At 72.4% G+C, this 16,868-nt stretch carries 11 protein-coding genes; 4 read left to right on the top strand and 7 right to left on the bottom strand.

The features are described 5' to 3' along the window. The first annotated feature begins 14 nt into the window (after nt 1–14). The 3 genes from ABIA38_RS10495 (at nt 15) to ABIA38_RS10485 (ending at nt 4,035) form a co-directional block, all read left to right on the top strand. A complete protein-coding gene (locus ABIA38_RS10495; protein ID WP_424638249.1) occupies nt 15–785 on the top strand; it encodes a class I SAM-dependent methyltransferase in 771 nt (256 codons plus the stop codon). Next, entirely contained in the window at nt 782–1,915 is a 1,134-nt protein-coding gene (locus ABIA38_RS10490) for a prenyltransferase (protein ID WP_424638248.1), read from the top strand. Before ABIA38_RS10495 ends, ABIA38_RS10490 begins: the two co-directional genes overlap by 4 nt. Nucleotides 1,916–2,208: 293 nt before the next feature. Then, nucleotides 2,209–4,035: a serine/threonine-protein kinase gene (locus ABIA38_RS10485; protein WP_424638247.1), complete on the top strand. Its 1,827-nt coding sequence runs from the start codon at nt 2,209–2,211 to the stop codon at nt 4,033–4,035. 31 nt (nt 4,036–4,066) lie between these two features. Here the strand turns inward: ABIA38_RS10485 and ABIA38_RS10480 are convergent, their stop codons facing one another. The 7 genes from ABIA38_RS10480 to ABIA38_RS10450 form a co-directional block, all read right to left on the bottom strand. Next, a complete protein-coding gene (locus ABIA38_RS10480; RefSeq protein ID WP_424638246.1) occupies nt 4,067–5,080 on the bottom strand; it encodes an LLM class F420-dependent oxidoreductase in 1,014 nt (337 codons plus the stop codon). A 257-nt stretch (nt 5,081–5,337) separates the two neighbouring features. Then, nucleotides 5,338–6,219, bottom strand: a complete 882-nt coding sequence (locus ABIA38_RS10475; protein WP_424638245.1) for a hypothetical protein — start codon at nt 6,217–6,219, stop codon at nt 5,338–5,340. Between the two features lie 180 nt (nt 6,220–6,399). Then, a complete protein-coding gene (locus ABIA38_RS10470) occupies nt 6,400–7,485 on the bottom strand; it encodes a hypothetical protein (protein WP_424638244.1) in 1,086 nt (361 codons plus the stop codon). Nucleotides 7,486–7,591: 106 nt separating this feature from the next. After that, the gene (locus tag ABIA38_RS10465; RefSeq protein WP_424638243.1) at nt 7,592–8,662 is read right to left on the bottom strand and encodes a hypothetical protein; all 1,071 of its coding nucleotides are present in this window, start codon (nt 8,660–8,662) and stop codon (nt 7,592–7,594) included. A 250-nt stretch (nt 8,663–8,912) separates the two neighbouring features. Beyond that, nucleotides 8,913–10,028 carry an N-acetylmuramoyl-L-alanine amidase gene (locus tag ABIA38_RS10460; RefSeq protein WP_424638242.1) on the bottom strand — a complete coding sequence of 372 codons (1,116 nt, stop codon included), beginning with the start codon at nt 10,026–10,028 and terminating at the stop codon, nt 8,913–8,915. Beyond that, the gene (locus ABIA38_RS10455) at nt 10,018–10,989 is read right to left on the bottom strand and encodes a hypothetical protein (protein ID WP_424638241.1); all 972 of its coding nucleotides are present in this window, start codon (nt 10,987–10,989) and stop codon (nt 10,018–10,020) included. Before ABIA38_RS10455 ends, ABIA38_RS10460 begins: the two co-directional genes overlap by 11 nt. A gap of 2,690 nt (nt 10,990–13,679) precedes the next feature. Then, nucleotides 13,680–14,327 carry a class I SAM-dependent methyltransferase gene (locus ABIA38_RS10450; RefSeq protein ID WP_424638240.1) on the bottom strand — a complete coding sequence of 216 codons (648 nt, stop codon included), beginning with the start codon at nt 14,325–14,327 and terminating at the stop codon, nt 13,680–13,682. Between the two features lie 188 nt (nt 14,328–14,515). Here ABIA38_RS10450 and ABIA38_RS10445 point away from each other — a divergent pair, with 188 nt between their 5' ends. Next, nucleotides 14,516–16,723 carry an acyl-CoA dehydrogenase gene (locus ABIA38_RS10445; RefSeq protein WP_424638239.1) on the top strand — a complete coding sequence of 736 codons (2,208 nt, stop codon included), beginning with the start codon at nt 14,516–14,518 and terminating at the stop codon, nt 16,721–16,723. Nucleotides 16,724–16,868: the final 145 nt, after the last annotated feature.

Genomic DNA, 16,868 nt, shown 5'->3' with positions numbered 1-16,868 from the left:
ACGGAGTCGCCGACTTGCTCACCGTGGATTTCTCCCGCTTTCCCCTGGCCCCGGGGGATCGGGTCCTGGACATGGGTTGTGGCGGCGGCCGGCACGCCTTCGAGGCGTATCGGCGCGGCGCCGACGTGGTCGCGCTCGATCAGAACGCCAAGGACATCGCCGAGGTGGACGCGATGTTCGCGTCGATGCTGGCCGCCGGTGAGGTCCCGGCCGGCGCGCGGGCCGAGGCGATCGTGGGGGACGCGCTGGCGCTGCCGTTCCCGGACGACAGCTTCGACCGAGTGATCATCTCCGAGGTGCTCGAACACATCCCGGACGACAAGGGTGTGCTCGGCGAGCTGTTCCGGGTGCTCAAACCGGGTGGCTTGGCCGCGATGACGGTGCCGCGTTACGGGCCGGAGAAGATCTGCTGGGCACTGTCGGACGCCTACCACGAGGTCGAGGGTGGGCACATCCGGATCTACAAGGGCGACGAATTCCAGGCCCGGATCCGGGAGTCCGGGCTGCGGCCGTACGGGACGCACCACACCCACGCGCTGCACTCGCCGTACTGGTGGATCAAGTGCGCGGTCGGCGTGGACAACGACAAGGCGCTGCCGGTCCGGGCGTGGCACAAGCTGCTGGTGTGGGACATCATGAAGCGGCCGTTGGCCACGCGGCTCGCGGAGAAGGCGCTGGATCCGCTGATCGGGAAGAGCCTGGTGGTCTACGCGACCAAGCCGCGCCCGGTCGGCGCGGACGCGCTCGCCGATGCGGACGCCGACCTCGAGGGAGCCGGCGCATGAGCCTCGCGGGCCGCCGCCGCGGCCCCGAGCCGGGGCTCGAACTGCTGGCCCTGGAAGGCGTGTTGACCGTCGACCAGGTGGCCGCGACGATCGACGGGATCGCCGCCGTGCAGCGGCCGGACGGGTCCATCCCGTGGTTCGTCGGCGGGCATCTGGACCCGTGGGACCACACCGAGGCGGCGATGGCGCTCGATGTGGCCGGGCGGCACGAGGAGGCCGGGCGGGCGTATCGGTGGTTGGCGAGCCGGCAGGAGACGGACGGCTCGTGGTACGCGGCGTACGTGGACGGCGCGGTCACCGATCGCAACAAGGAGGCCAACTTCACGGCCTACCTGGCGGTCGGCCTGTGGCACCACCATCTGCTCACCGGGGACGAGGAGTTCCTGGTCCGGATGTGGCCGGGGCTGCGCGCGGCGATGGGCTTCATCCTGGACCTGCAGGCGCCCGGCGGTGAGATCCGGTGGAAGCGCGACGAGCGCGGGGTCGCGGTGCCGGACGCGCTGCTCACCGGGTCGGCCAGCATGTACCAGGCGCTGCGCTGCGCGCTCGCGATCGCGGAGCACCTGGGCGAGCCGCAACCCGACTGGGAGTTGGCGGCCGGGCGGCTGGGGCACGCGGTGCTCTCGCATCCGGAGCGGTTCCTGGACAAGAGCCGCTATTCGATGGACTGGTACTACCCGATTTTGGGCACCGCGTTGCGCGGGCCGGCGGCGGACGAGCGGATCAAGGACGGCTGGGACACCTTCGTGGTGCCGGATCTGGGCGTGCGGTGTGTCTCCGACCGGCCCTGGGTGACCGGCGCGGAAAGCTGCGAACTGGCCATCGCGCTCTGGGCGTTGGGCGAGAGCGATCGGGCCGTGGAGATCGTCTCGTGGATCCAGCGGCTGCGGCACGAGGACGGTCTGTACTGGACCGGGTACGTGTTCGAGGACGATGCGATCTGGCCGGTGGAGCGGACCGCGTGGACGGCGGGGGCGATGATCCTGGCCACCGCCGCGTTGGGCGGCGAGCCGGCCACGACGGCGGTCTTCGGTGGGGCGCACGCGGGGTTCGCGGGGGACGGGTTGCCGGTGGGGTTGTCGCCGGCTCAGGTGCGGTGTGGCTCGGAGCTGTGTGTCGACGGGGTTTGAGGTGGCGGTCCTCGGGCGCGCCCGACGGGCTGGATCGGGTTGCGTTCGGTGAGCGGCCCGCTTTGACCGGCCTGCGTTGAGCGGGGCGGTGGCTTTTTTGTCCTCGAATTTGTCCTCGAACGCCGGACGGGTCGCGGGCGTTGGGTTGCTCCGGGTTTGCGGCTTGTATTCCGTGGAACGAACAAGCCCGTGCCCGAGCGCCGGATGAGCTTCGAACCTGCGTCGTTGGCGTGGTCGCGGCGGCAATAGGGTTTGCGGGTGGGGGCCGGGTTGGTTGGGTTACGAGGGTGGGTATGACGGCTGGGTTGGGGCCGGGGGATCGGGTTGGTCCTTATACGGTTGTCGGGTTGCTGGGCGCCGGTAGTCCCGGCTGGGTGTATCTGGCGCGGACCGGTGCCGGGCGGCCGATGGCCGTGCGGATGTTGTTCGGTGAGCAGCGTGGGATCAAGCGGGCGCAGAAGGTGCGTGGGCCCGGGGTGATCGAGGTGCTCGGCAGCGGCGGGGCGACCCGGAATCCGTGGGTGGCCTCGGCGTACGTGCCGGCGCCGTCGCTCGCCGATCTGGTGATCTCCTGTGGTCCGCTGCCGCCGGACGCCGTGCGCTGGCTCGGCGTCGGGATCGCCGAGGGGCTGGTGACGATTCATCAGTCCTCGCTCGTGCACGGCGATTTGCGGCCGGCGCAGGTCGTGGTGGCCTCGGACGGGCCGCGGGTGACCGGATTCGGGATCGAGGGCGCGGGTGGTCCGCTTGCCGCGCCCGGCTTCCTCGCGCCCGAGCAGGCACGCGGCGAGGACGCGGGGTCGGCGTCGGATGTCTACGCGCTCGGCGCGCTGATGTGCTTCGCGGCGACCGGACGTGCGCCGCATTCGGGTGCGGACGAGGCGGCGATCCGGCGTAGCGTGGCCACCGGTGAACCGGACCTGGCCGACGTACCGGACGAACTCGTCGAGTTGATCCGCTCGTGTCTGGTCCGTGATCCGGAAGCCCGGCCCACGGCACGCGAGTTGCTCGACGGGTCGGCCGCCGAACTCGCGGCGCGGGAGGGGGCCTACGGGGCCGCCTCGTGGTTGCCGGGGGCCGCGCTGGAGTTGATCGACTCGTATCACCGGCGGGGGCGGTTGGTCGGCGATCCGCCGACGGTGTCGCTCGCCGATCGACCGGCCGATACGGCGAAGGGCGGTTCTGCGGGCGGTGGTTGGGTCGGGGACAAGGTCGGGCTGGACAAGCCCGCGAAGCCGGCAAGGCCCGCCGAGACCGCCGAGGCCGCCGAACCCGTCGAGACTGCGGAGTCCGGCGAGACCCTGGAGTCCGGCAAGGGCCCCAAGGCCCCCGAGTCCGCCGAGCCTGCCGAGTCCGCCGAATCGGCCGCCGCCGAGACCATGCAACTCGCCCGGATCGTCGAGGCGATGGTCCCGCGGCTCGACGACAGCGACGATCTGGCCGACGGCTACCATCTGCCCGGCCCGTCCGAGCCGTACGAACGAGGCGGCGCCGGTTGGTTGTTGGTCGCCGCGCTGGTGGTGATCGCGCTCGTGGGCGGGGCGCTCGCGGGCGTCGCCTACGAGCGTGGACGCGAGGACGGGGATCGCGGCAAGGCGGGTGCGGCGGGAGCACGCCCAGCCGGCTCGGCCGGCGCCGATCCGGTCGCGGCCTTCGTGGCGAGCGTGCCGGTGGGCGGCTGTGTGGACTTCGCGAGCGACGGTACGCCCGGGTGGCAACCCGCCGCGCCGCGCACGCTGCCCTGCGAGGATCCGGCGGCCCGGCAGCGGGTGTTGGCGCGTACCTCGGCCACGAGCGGCCCGGCGGACTGCATGAGTACGGACGGGCGCGGCCGCTGGCCGGTCGCGGCCGGGGTGCCCGCGCTGTGCCTGGAGCGGATCTTCCACCCGGGCGAGTGTGTACCCGCGGAAACCCGCGACAACCGCCAATGGGCCTTCCTGGCCTCGCTGGTGCCGTGCCAGGGCCCCCTCCCACCGGACCGCCCGGCCCGGCTGAGGATCGACGAGGTGCGCGCGGCCACGGGCACGGGTACGAACGCGACGTCCTGCCCCGGCCGTTCGCCGATCTACTACCCGCTCCCGTCGCGCGCCCTGGAACTGTGCATGACGGCCGCACCTTAGGCCGACCCGCCGACCCGCCTGCCCCGCCGCCTCAGTTCGCGAGGTCCGCCAGCAGCTTGAGCGCCTCGGGGTTGCGGGTGGTCACGATCATCTCGGTGACGTGCGGGTCGGCGGCCCAGGCGGCGAATCGTTCGCGGATGCGGTCGGCCGGGCCGACCAGGGCGATCTCGTCGACGAAGGCACTCGGTACGGCCGCGATCGCCGCGTTCCGTTCGCCGGCCATGAACAACTCCTGGATCCGGTCCGCCTCCTCGGCGTAGCCGAACCGGCGCATCAGGTCCGCGTGGAAGTTCTTGTTCTTCGCGCCCATTCCGCCCACGTAGAAGCCCATCGCCGCCTTGATCGGGAACATCGCCTGCGCCACGTCGTCGCCCAGCGCCACCTGCACCATCGGCGCGATCCGGAAGCCGGCCGGCTTGTCGCGCAGGGCGTCCGCGTAGACCTCGGGCCGGGTCGGGGCCCAGTGCAACGGGAGCCAGCCGTCCGCGATTTGCGTGGTCAGATGGACGTTCTTGGGGCCCTCCGCGCCGAGGAAGACGGGCAGGTCGGCGCGGAGGGGGTGGGTGATCGACTTGAGCGGCTTGCCGAGTCCGGTGCCGTCCTCGCCCGCGTACGGGTGTTGCGCGTAGCGGCCCCGGGCCGTCACCGGGCCCTCGCGGCGCAGCACCTGGCGGATCACGTCGACGTATTCGCGCGTGAAAGTCAGCGGGCTCTTCGGAAACGGTCGGCCGTACCAGCCCTCGACCACCTGCGGACCGGAGAGACCGAGGCCGAGGATCATCCGCCCGCCCGAGAGGTGGTCCAGGGTCAGCGCGTGCATCGCGGTCGCGGTGGGCGTCCGCGCGGTCATCTGGGTGACCGCGGTGCCCAGGCGGATCCGCGACGTGTTGGCCGCGATCCAGGTCAGCGGCGTGAAGGCGTCCGAGCCCCAGGACTCGGCGGTCCAGACCGCGTCGAAGCCGAGGCGCTCGGCCTCCTGCGCGAGTTCGACGAAGCCGGCGGCCGGCCCGCGGCCCCAGTACCCGAACGTCAGACCCAGCCGCATGGCGTTACCTCCACGAAGTCGTACGAAGTCGCACGGAACCGCACGGAACCGCACGGAACCGCACGGAACCGCACGGAGACGCACCGCGCGCCGCCACCGCAGGGTAGAACACGTTTTAGTTTTGCGGGAGGCCGACTCCCCATCCCGTTCCCGGACAGGCGAAAGGGCGCCGTCCGGTCCGGACGACGCCCTGCCTGAAAGCCCTCTACTACTACCTGCCTGGTGCCACTGCTACCGGTTCCTCGGGAGCACCGGTGTCACGAGCGCTGGATGCCCATCGTGTTCTGGAGCACGCCGCGCACGTTGTCGACCTCGACGAGCAGGCCGTTGGGGTGCTCGGCCACCGCCAGGTACCAGACGCCCGTGTTCAGGACGCCCTTCTCCTGGTTGGTGTGCTCGTCCAGCATCGGGCGCGAGTCCGGCACCGAGAACCAGAAGGGCTGGAACGGCGCGCGGGCGCCGGCGGGCGGGTTGCCCGGGGTGGGCTGCTGGGCGCCGGGACCCTGCGGGGCACCGAAGCCGCCCTGCGGACCCTGCGGCGCCGGGGCGCCGAAGCCGGCCTGCTGCGGGGCGCCGCCGTACGACTGCGGACCCTGGGGACCCTGCGGGCCGCCGTAGGGGGCGCCGCCGTACTGCTGCTGACCCTGGGGAGCGCCGTACTGGCCCTGCGGGGCCGGCGCCGGACCACCCGCGCCGAGCAGGGGCGCCTGGAGGGCGGGGACCACCGCGGTGGCGATCACGGCGGCGCTGAGCACGATCACCAGCAGGATGATCATGATCCCGCCGAACTTCATCTCCACGCCGTTGTCGGCGTGCCCGATCGACCACAGGGCGTTGATCGGCGAGACCGCCGCGAGCGGTACCGCCCACTGGCGGGCGGTCAGGCCCAGGATCTGCTTGTCCTTCAACTGCGGCAGCAGCCCGCCGAGCACGAACAGCGCGCCGGCCAGGATCGGGGTCAGCACGACCGCGAAGACGATCGGGGCCAGCGTGCCCGACCAGGCGTTCCAGCTGTAGTCGATGCCTCGGGCCGCGTAGCCGCTCTTGGTACCGACGTAGTCGAGGAACGAGAAGATGAAGATGAGCACGGCGGCGACCCCGATGACCGCGTCGCCACGCGAAAGCTTTCTGACGTCCACTGATACTCCTCCCGAGGGGGATGGGCGCCGACAGCGTACGGGGGCGACCCAAGTCGTGCCACCGACATCGCCCCCGCGCGTCCTCGGTGCATTGGTCCGGGGACACTGTGCCAGACGGGGGAACGATCTGTACCCCGACCCCACACGACGCGCCGTATGTGGGCATTTTTTCAGAGATGTCTATTCGCCACGCTGAATACCCGTCAGATCCGCCAACACACCTTGCAGGCCGTCGATATCGATGACGATTCCGCCGTCGCGCGCGCCGACCGCGAGATACCAGATGCCCGGGTGCAACGTGGCCACCGAATCACCGGGACGGTCGAGCGGGTACAGCGGCCTCGGCTCGGGAACGGCCAGCCAATACTGCTCGAACGTACCGGGGTCGCCCGACTCCGAAGTTGCCCCCGAGGTCGACGCCGACGTCGAGACCGGCGCCGATTCCGCGGCGTCCGCCCCGATGCCGGCCGGCGGGGCCGGCTCCGGCGCGTCCGTCTTGAACAGCAGCACCGGCGGCTGGACCGCGGGCGGCTGTACGGCGGGTGGCTGCATCGGCGGCGGTTGCATCGACGGGGTCTGCGGCGGGGGAGTGTTGCCCGACGGACCATAGACCGGGGGTGCCACGGGCGGCGGGACCGGGAAGCCGCCGGTGCCGGGTGGGCCGGGCGGATATCCGCCGGGCGCCCCGGGGAAGCCGCCGCCGGGGTAGCCGGCCCAGTTCTGCTCGCGCGGGCGCACCAGCGGGACGTTGAGCCCGCCGATCCGGTCGACCGTCAGCAGCAACAACGCCTGGAGTACGGCGAAGCCGACCAACCCCCAGGCGCCCCAGCCGTGTCCGGCGTCCACCGTCGCCTGTGCGTCGCCGTTGGCCCGGGCGATCCGCTGGGCGGTGTTCGCCAACTTCTCGTAGCCGCCGTCCGGGCCGAGCACGGCCCACACTCCGCTCCACGCGGCCGCGACGCCAAGCGCCACGCCCCACTGTCGGAAGGCCAGGCCGCCGAACTGGATCTCGGTCGGCTGCGGCGAGGTCGGGCGGATCGTGTACCGGCCGATCAGCAACAGCACCAGCGAGATCGAGGACAGCAGGACGACGGCGGGCGCGAGCGGGGTGAAGTCGCCGATCCACGCCGAATAGTGGGTGGTTCCCTCGGTGAGACTCTTGCCCTTGGCGGTCACCGTGTACCAGGGGAGAAACGAGAAGACCAGAACTCCGATCGCCGCCACCGTGACGATCAGATCACCTCGGGTGACGCCTTTGCGTGGCATCGTGCTCCTCCCTGACGGGGCTTTCGTACTGCTTGGACATACGCCTGCTGCGTCGGGGCCCGGTGCCGGTGCGGTCGGCCGCACCGGCACCGTGGCTGACGTACCGTCATTCTCCGCGCTGGATTCCGGAGACGTCGCTCAGGACCCCACGAACGCCGTCCGCCTCGACCAGGACACCGCCCGGGTGTGGGGCGACCGCGAGGTACCACTGGCCGGTCTGCAGCGTGGCCACCGGCTCCTTGGACAGCCCCTCGGTGGGCGCCAGCGGGCGGGCCTCGGGGACGGCGAACCAGAACTGCGCGAATTCCGGCGGATTCGGCCCGGCCGCGGCGGGCGCCTGCGGTGCGGCGGTGCCGGGGGCGTCCGGGGTGTCCGGCATCTGGATAGCCGGTACGCCGACCATCGGCGCGCCGGCGGCCACACCGGTCGGCTGCGGCGGGGCGGGGTAGGCGGGCGGCGGGTAGCCGCCGGTGGCGTTCGGCACCGGGAAGCCGGTGCCGGGGTCGACCGCCATCGGGAAGCCGGTGTTCGGGTCGACCGCCATCGGGAAACCGGTGTTCGGGTCGATCGGCGCCGGGTAGCCGCCGGTGCCGGGCGGCGGGTAGCCCCACGGGTGCTGCGGGACCGGGCTGAACAACGGCGCGGCCAGGCTCGGGATGCGATCGCCGATGATCAGGAACAGTGCCGCGATCAGCCCGGCCACCATCATCAGCCACGCGAACACGGTGGGACCGGAGTCGATCGAGTAGCGCGCGGTGCCCAGGTCCTTGACGATGTCGCCGATCATCCCGCCCGCGCCGAACGGGGCGAAGAAGCCGCTGAACGCGCCGGTGACGCCGAACGCGATCGCCCACTGACGCGGGGCCAGGCCCAGGATCGGCTTGTCCGGCCGGCCGACGAACCGGCCGATCACCAGGAGCAGTACGGCCAGGAGCGGCACCAGCACCACGGCCGGCATCAGCGGGTAGAAGTTGACCGTCCAGGCGTTCCAGGTGTGCGACTCGCTGCCGCGTCCGCCGCCGAACACGTCCCCGTCGTCACTGCTGCCGCTACTGCCGCTGCTGCCGCCGGGGAAGGACACGCTGACTTCGTAGTATTTGAAGAACGAGAAGATGAAGATCAGGACGATCGCGAGGATGACGATCGCGTCGCCCCTCGTGATCCCTTTCCGGTTCAACGTTTCTCCTTTGGGCGGTACGGAGGGGGACGTGCCGCCGACGGCGCGGGAGCGACGATCGACGTGCTGTGCGTGGCCCGCGTGCGCCGGGTCCGATCGGGCGGCTCGCGTCTCGCGGCCCTCGGTGATCGGTGGTCCGGCCGGGAACGGTCCGGCGCGGTGGCGCGCGCGGAGGCGGCCGGGGGGACCGGCACCGCCGCTCGGCGGCGGGGACGGTCGGAACGACCCTAGGGGACGCGCGACTCGTGGCTCACGTCCCCTTCAGGAGATAGGCCGTGATCCCGGTCGCGATGCCGGACGCGGCGCGCTCGCGCCAGTTGGGATCGGTGAACTGCGCGGCGTCCGAGGCGTTGCGCATGTTGCCGCATTCGATGAACACCTTGGGTCGGGTGGACAGGTTCAGCCCACCCAGATCGGAGCGGGTGACCAGGCCGTCGTCGGTGCCGAGGTAGGTCGCCGGGCCGTTTCCGGTGGCCGCTCGGAAGGCGGCGGAGAGCATGCTGCCGAGCGCGCGCGAGGGGGCCAGGATGGCCGTGGTGTCGACTTTTCCGTCCTTGACCGACGCGGGCAGGATCACATGGAAGCCGCGCCCGCCGGCCGGTCCGCCGTCGGCGTGTATGGACACGATCGCGTCGGCGCCGGCCGCGTTGCCGCGCGCCGCCCGCTCGTCCACACACGGGCCCCACGCCTCGGTCTCCCACGCGTAGCGCACGGTGGCGCCCTGGGCCTCCAGGAGCCGCCTGACCCGATGTGCCACGTCGAGGGTGAACTCGGCCTCGGTGTAGCCCTTGTCGGTCTCGGTGCCGGTGGTGTCGCACTCCTTGGTCAGGCCGCCCGCGTACACCTGCTTGTTGATCTCGCGGGAGTGGCCTCCGTTACCCGGATTGTGACCGGGGTCGATCATCACGATCCGGCCGGACAGCGGCAGCCCGGTGGTACCGGCGCGGGCCGGCGGGGGGCCGGCCGCGGTCGACGGGTCGTTCGTCGGCGGGGCGGCCGGTGGGTGGTCGTCGGCCGGGGTGGTCGCGATCGGGGCGGGCGCGCCGTCGGCCGCGGCCGGGGCATGGGGCGGACTCGCCGAATCGGTCGGGGAGTTGCCGTTGCCCGGCAGGCTCGGCGTGGCGGCGGCGGGGGTGGTGTCGTGGCCGCTCGGCCAGGCCACCGCGACGGTGGTGATGCCGGTGGCGGCGAGGACGAGCGCGCCCACGGTCAGGGTGATCCGACGGCGCCAGCGCAACCGGGCGCGGGCGGCTGCCAGACGGGCCTCGTGCGAGATCGGCCGGCCGAACGGGTCGGCACCCGGCGCGGGGGACGAATCGCCGAAGTCGTCGGGACGGCCGCGGTCGTCGCGGCGGTCAGAGGTCAAGTTCGCTCCTGGACGTGAGGCTGTACCGGGACGCGATGTCGTTCCAGGTGGTGACGAACGATTTCTTCGCGGTCGACGCCTCGGCGCTGATCGTGGCGCCGTCGTCGTAGAGCGCCTGGGTGCCCGGACAACCGCCGTCGGCGGCCGACTGCGCCCAGGCGGCGAAGGCCCGGTCGGCGCGTGCCGACGCGGTCCACGCGGTGCGCAACGTCGGTGCGGCGGCCTGGAGTTCGGGGACGCCGTCGAAGTGCATCGCGTCGAGTCCGGTGACCAGTTGGTCGCGCTGCGCGGCGGCGTCGAGCAGCGCGGCGCGCGACGCGGGCAGGGCCGAGCAGGCGCCGACGTTGTTCACCGCGTCGATCACCGACTGGCGGGACGAACCGCTGCGGGCGAGCAGCGCGTCCAGCGCAGCGGCCTGGGTCCGGGGGTCCGCCGCGGGGGTGGTGGGCGGTTGGCTGCTCGGCGGGGTGGCCGGCGCCGGGGGCGGGGTGGCCGGGGGCAGCGCGGACTGGCCGCCGGCGGCGGTCGGCGTGCCGGACGCGGACTGCCCGCCGCTCGCCGACGCGTGTGCGGCGGGCGTCTTGTCGCTCTTGTCGTTCTTGTTGTTCTTGTCGTCCGTCCACGGGTGCAGCGCGAACAGCGCGCCGAGCGCGGCCACGAACACGACGGCGACCACGATGTACAACAACGTGCGCTCGAAGCCGGCCCCGGGCGGCGTCGGCGACAACGGCCCGGGCGGCGGCGGGGTGGCACCGCGATACCACTCCGGCGCGGCCGGCACATCCCGAGCCGGCGGCACACCATGACTGCCGTAGGCCCCGGGGACACCCTGCACGGGGGTGCGCGCGGCGTCCGCGAAGGTGCCACCGGGAGGGAACGGCGAGGGCCCACGCTCATGTTGAAACCAGTCCCCGGCGGCGGGTCCTGCTCCGCCGGGCTGCATGGGCTGCGCGGGCTGCATGGGCTGTACGGGCTGCGCGGGGGGCCGAGGCACCGGCGGCGGTGCCGAAACGGGCCACCCGGGGGGCGGCGGTCCGGCGGGAAGCCCACGAGCGGCGGCGGGGCTGTCGAGGGTGTCCTGGTCTTCCGGGGGGAGGGGGGCGGTGGTGGGGTGGTTGGGGTTGGGGTTGGGGTTGGGGTTGGGCCGGCCGGGTCCGAGTGGGGCTGGTCCTGGCTGGCCGTATTGCGGCTGCTCGTATCCCGGATGCCTGGATTGCGGCTGTCCGTATTGTGGCTGTCCGTATCCCGGATGCCCTGGTCCGGGTTGTCTTGGCTCGGGTTGTCCTGGCTCGGGCCGGCCCAATCCCGGTTGCCCGGGGCCCGGTTGGCCCTGTGCGGGATGGTTCGGCGCGGGATGGGTGGGGCCCGGTTGCCCGGGGCCCGGTTGGCCGGGTGCGGGATGGTTCGGCGCGGGATGGGTGGGGCCCAGTTGCCCGGGTCCCGGTTGGCCAAGTCCCGATTGGCCAAGTCCCGGTGGGCCCGGGGCCGGCGGGGTCGCGACCGGGAGGTGCACGGTCGGCTGATGGTACGGACGCGGCGGGGCGCTCGGGTTCGGCTCCGTCGGCGCGGTGGCGGTGGCGGTGGTGACCCGGCGACGGACCCAGCCGCCCACGCCGCCATTGGCGGCCCGATCCCAGACGGTCTCGAACTGCTCGGCGCCCGCCCCGGGTTCGCCGGGCCGGTCGTCGTGCTGATGTTGATCGGGCATGCAGATCCCCCCGCGTCCTTCCCGGAAGGGCATTCTCCCAGCAAACGACACCCGCGCGAGACCGGATCCGATTGCTATCGAACATCGAATCCGGCTCGAATCCCCCTTGACGCCCCCACAACCACCCCGAACGCACCGCCCACCCGCAGCCCGGACACGCACCACAATCCGCCACAACACCCCAATCACCCCAATCACCCCAGGCACCGGCAGTCACCAACCGCCGAGCACCCCCTGGCCCGCACCGGCCCCGAGCAGGTTCGTAAGGCGCCTGCCACAGCCCACCCCACCCCGTCCCACCTCACCCCGGCACGTGACCTGCGGTTCTTCCGCCCGCTCCCCGGCCATTCCAGCCCGGTCCGGCACGGCGCGGCGGGTTCGTGCCGGGCCCCTGACCCGCTACGTGGCCGTTGCTGTCCGGGTCGGCTTTGCTGGCTCGTGGTCGGGGGCGGTCGGCCGCTTGGGCGTCGGGGTGCTGGGCTGCGGTCGTGGTTGGTCCTGGGTCCGTTCGGCGGGGCCGGGTCGTGGCGGGTGGCCGCCGTCTCGTCGTTGCTCGTCCCCTCCGGGGCCGGGGTCTTTGCTTGGTGCTCCGCATCCGTTGTTGCCCGTCCACTACGTGGCCGTTACTGCCTTGGTCGGCTTCCCTGGTTCGTGGTCGGGGGCGGTTGGCGGGTTGGGCGTCGTGGTGTGGGGCTGGTGCCGTGGTGGCCCTGGGTCGGTTCGGCGGGGCCGGGTCGTGGGGGTGGCCGCCGTCTCGTCGTTGCTCGTCCCCTCCGGGGCCGGGGTCTTGCTTGGTGCTTCGCATCCGTTGTTGCCCGTCCACTACGTGGCCGTCACTGCCCTGGTCGGCATCCCCCGACTCGCGGTCGTGGGCCGTTGTCCCGGCGGCGGCCCCCGGCGGTCGGTGGCCATGCCGCGTCTCGCAGCCCACCCCGGCTCCCACTCTCTCCTCGGGACCGAAACCGGATCCCGACGAGACTCCCAAGCCTCGAGACGAAGCCTGACCTGCGGCTTTACCCGGCGCCCGGGTCCGCGCAGGCCGGCGAGTGCGGGTTTCGTGCTCCCCGAGCCGAAACCGAGGCACGACAAGGCAGAAAAGGCCGCGCACCATGCCGAAAACCCAAGCACCGGACACACACCCGACCCAAGACCCCGAGACTGCGCTCCACTTGCGCACCGCAACACCCGCCACCCAACCCCAGCGAGGCCCGAACGCCTGCGCAGCGGCCGAACACCCCGACGCCCCACGGACAACGGCTCCCGACCGCGAGTCGGGGGATGCCGACCATGGTGGTAACGGCCACGTAGTGGACGGGCAACAACGGATGCGGAGCACCAAGCAAAGACCCCGGCCCCGGAGGGGACGTGCAGCGACGAGGCGGTGGCCGCTGTCACGACCCGGCCCCGCCGAACGGACGCGGGACCAACCACACACCAGCCCAACCGCACGACGCCAAGCGGCCGACCGTCCCCGACCACGAGCCAGCGAAGCCGTCGAGGGCAGTGACGACCACGTAGTGGACGGGCAACAACGGATGCGAAGCACCAAGCAAAGACCCCGGCCCCGGAGGGGACGAGCAACGACGAGACGGTGACAGCCGTCACGACCGGCCCCGCCGAACGGACCCAGGGCCAACCACCCACCAACCCAGCCCCACGACGGAGCCGAACGGACCCGGAACGCCCGCGCCCCCCGAACCCGGTTGCGCAGCGAACCCGCCCGTGCCCCCGGATGGTTGCCCCGCAGCCCGCAGCCCGCAGCCCGCAGCCCGCAGCCCGCAGCCCGCAGCCCGCAGCCCGCAGCCCCGCCACCCGGCCGCACGCGCGCCCCCGCCCCGGAGGCCCCGGGTCCGCCTTCCCTCAACGCCCGTCGCGCCCGTCCTCAGATCGCCGGCCCGCCCCCGGATCCCCCCTCCAGCCCGCCCCGCCCCGTCCCGCCGCCCTCAGATCCCCGTCCCCACCCGCCGCAGCACTCGCAGTGAGCCCGCTCCCGCGCCCGTCTCCTCCTCGAACGCGCCGGAGGCCACCGCTCGCTGGTAGACCCGGTACGGGGCCTGGCCGCCGTCCGCCGGGTTCGGGAACACGTCGTGGATCAGGAGGAGGCCGCCGGGGGCGACGTGTGGGGCCCAGCCCTCGTAGTCGCCCTGCGCGTGTTCCTCCGTGTGGCCGCCGTCGATGAAGACCAGGCCCACCGGGGTGTTCCACAGCGGGGCGATCACCCGGCTGTGGCCGACCAGGGCCACCACGTATGGCTCCAGGCCGCTTCGGTACAGCGTGCGGCGGAACCTCGGCAGCGTGTCCATCACGCCGACCTCGGGGTCGACCAGGGTCGGGTCGTGGTACTCCCACCCGGGCTGCTGCTCCTCGGAGCCCCGGTGGTGGTCGAGGGTGACCACCACGGTGCCCGCGGCGCGGGCCGCCGCGGCGAGCAGGATCGTCGATCGGCCGCAGTAGGTGCCCAGTTCGACCAGTGGGCCGACCTCGGCCGCCGCGCGTGCCGCGGCGTACAGCGCGTCGCCCTCGTCGGCGGGCATGAATCCGGTGGCGGCCTCGAAGGCGGCCCGCACGGCGGGGTCGATGGTGTTGCTCATCCTGGGATCTCCTCGATCGGACCGGCCGGCCCGCCCATGCTGCCGCAGTCCCGCCCGCCGCACCGTGTCGGGGGCCACATCCGAGCCTTCGAGGCGATCTCGGGGTCCCGATTAATTGAAACGGGTTCTACTATCGCAAGTACTGGACCGAGTCACGGAAGTCGTGCGGAAATCAAGGAAGGCGCGATATGGCCATCGGCATCACGGAGGAGCATCGCTCCCTGGCGGAATCGGTACGCGGATGGGTGCAACGTGTTGCACCCATCACGGAGGTACGCCGGGTGCTGGAGGCGGACGGCGAGGAGCGGCCGGCCCACTGGGCCGGTCTCGCCGAGCAGGGCCTGCTCGGCATGCACGTCGCGGAGGAGTTCGGCGGCGCCGGCTACGGCCTGGTGGAGACCGCCGTCGCGCTCGAGCAAGCCGGCCAGGGCATGCTGCCCGGTCCGTACCTGCCGACGGTGCTCGCCTCGGCACTGCTCCAGGCCGACGGCGGCGAAGCGGCCAAGGAACTGCTCCCCGGCCTGGTCGACGGCACGCTGATCGGCGCCGTCGCGAGCACGCCGGGCACGCTGGTGGCGGCCGAGGAGGCGGCCGGCGGCCTGCGCGTGAGCGGCGTGGCCACGCCGATCCTGGGCGGCGCGCTCGCCGATGTGCTGGTGCTCGGCGCGCGGCGCGCGGATGGCACGCAGGTGTTCGTCGTGGTGGACGCGGCACAGGTGACGGCTCGGGCACTCAAGAGCGTGGACCCCACTCGGCGCAGCGCCGAGATCACCCTCGACACACTGGTCCCGGCCGGCCGCGTACTGGCCGGCGTGGATGCGGAGCTGGTCCGCGACCACGCCGCCGTACTGCTGTCCGCCGAGGCCTGCGGGGTGGCCGCGTGGGCGCTGACCACCGCGACGGAATACGCCAAGGTACGCGAGCAGTTCGGCCGCCCGATCGGCCAATTCCAGGCGATCAAGCACCTGTGCGCGGACATGCTGGTCCGGGTCGAGCAGTCGCGCGCGGTCACCTGGGACGCGGCGCGTGCGCTCGACGCGGGCTCGGACGCGCCGACCCGGTCGTTGACCGCCGCCATCGCCGCGACCTACGCGATCGAGGCGGCCTTCACCACGACCAAGGACTGCGTACAGATCCTCGGCGGCATCGGCTTCACCTGGGAGCACGACGCGCACATCTACCTGCGGCGCGGCCTGACCCTGCGTCAGTACGCCGGGCCCGCCGCGTTCTGGCGGCTGCGGGTGACCGAGCTGGCGAGCGCGGGCGCGCGTCGCGAGCTGGTGCTCGACCTGCCCGCCGAGGCGGAGGGCCTGCGGGATACCGCGCGGGCGATCCTGGCCGAGGTGGCCGGCGAGTCCGGCGCCGAGCAGCGCGCCCGGCTGGCCCCGCTGGGCTACGCCGCGCCGTACCTGCCCAAGCCGTACGGCATCGGGGCCGGTCCGGTCGAGCAGTTGGTGATCCAGCAGGAGATGAAGGCGCTCGGCGTACGGCTGCCCGACATCACGATGGGCAACTGGGTGATCCCGTCACTGATCGCCTACGGCACCGAGGCACAACAGGAGCGGTTCGCGCCGCCGACGCTGCGCGGCGAGATCCAGTGGTGCCAGCTGTTCTCCGAGCCGGGCGCGGGCTCGGACCTGGCAGCGATCGCCACGCGCGCGACCAGGACCGAGGGCGGCTGGCTGATCAACGGCCAGAAGGTGTGGACCTCGCGGGCCCGCGAGTCGCAGTGGGGCATCCTGCTCGCGCGTACCTCGCCGGACAAGCCCAAGCACGAGGGGCTGACCTACTTCATCGTGGACATGGCCGCGGCCGGTCTGGACATCCGGCCGCTCAAGGAGATCAGCGGCCTGGCGATGTTCAACGAGATCTTCCTCGAAGACCTCTTCGTACCGGACGAGATGGTGGTCGGCCGGGTCGACGAGGGCTGGCAGGTGGCCCGCAACACGCTCGGCAACGAGCGGGTGCACATGGGCGCGGGCAGCTCGTTCGGCGCGGGCATCGCGAACCTGGTCGCGGCGGTGAACGGGCCGGCGGGGGAGTTCGTGGACGGCGGCTTCCGCGAGCGGCTCGGCGCCCTGGTGGCCGAGGCGTCCTCGCTCGCGCTGATCGAACTGCGCACCACGCTGGCCCGGTTGTCCGGTCTGGAACCGGGCGCCGGCGCGTCGGTGCGCAAGTTGGTCGGTACGCCGCATCAGCAGCGCGAGTCGGAGCTGTCCCTGGAACTGCTCGGCCCGCTGGGCGCGGTGGACGAGGGCGAGGGGCAGAAGGCGGCGTTCGGCTTCCTGATGAGCCGCTGCCTGACCATCGCGGGCGGCACCACGCAGGTCCAGCTCAACGTGGTCGGCGAACGTATCCTCGGCCTGCCTCGGGATCCGCAGCCGGTGGAGAAGTAAGCGAAGCAATCCGTTCCCGTTCCCGTTCGCGGATCCGTTCCCGTTCCCGTTCCCGTTCCCGTTCCCGTTCCCGTTCCCGTTCTCGTTCTCGTTCTCGTTCCCGGATCCGGATCCGTTTCCTGCTTCATTCACTTACTGGGGAGCT

Source organism: Embleya sp. AB8, from assembly GCF_049739465.1.
Lineage (GTDB): Bacteria > Actinomycetota > Actinomycetes > Streptomycetales > Streptomycetaceae > Embleya.
This window is presented reverse-complemented; position numbering and strand designations above follow the sequence as displayed.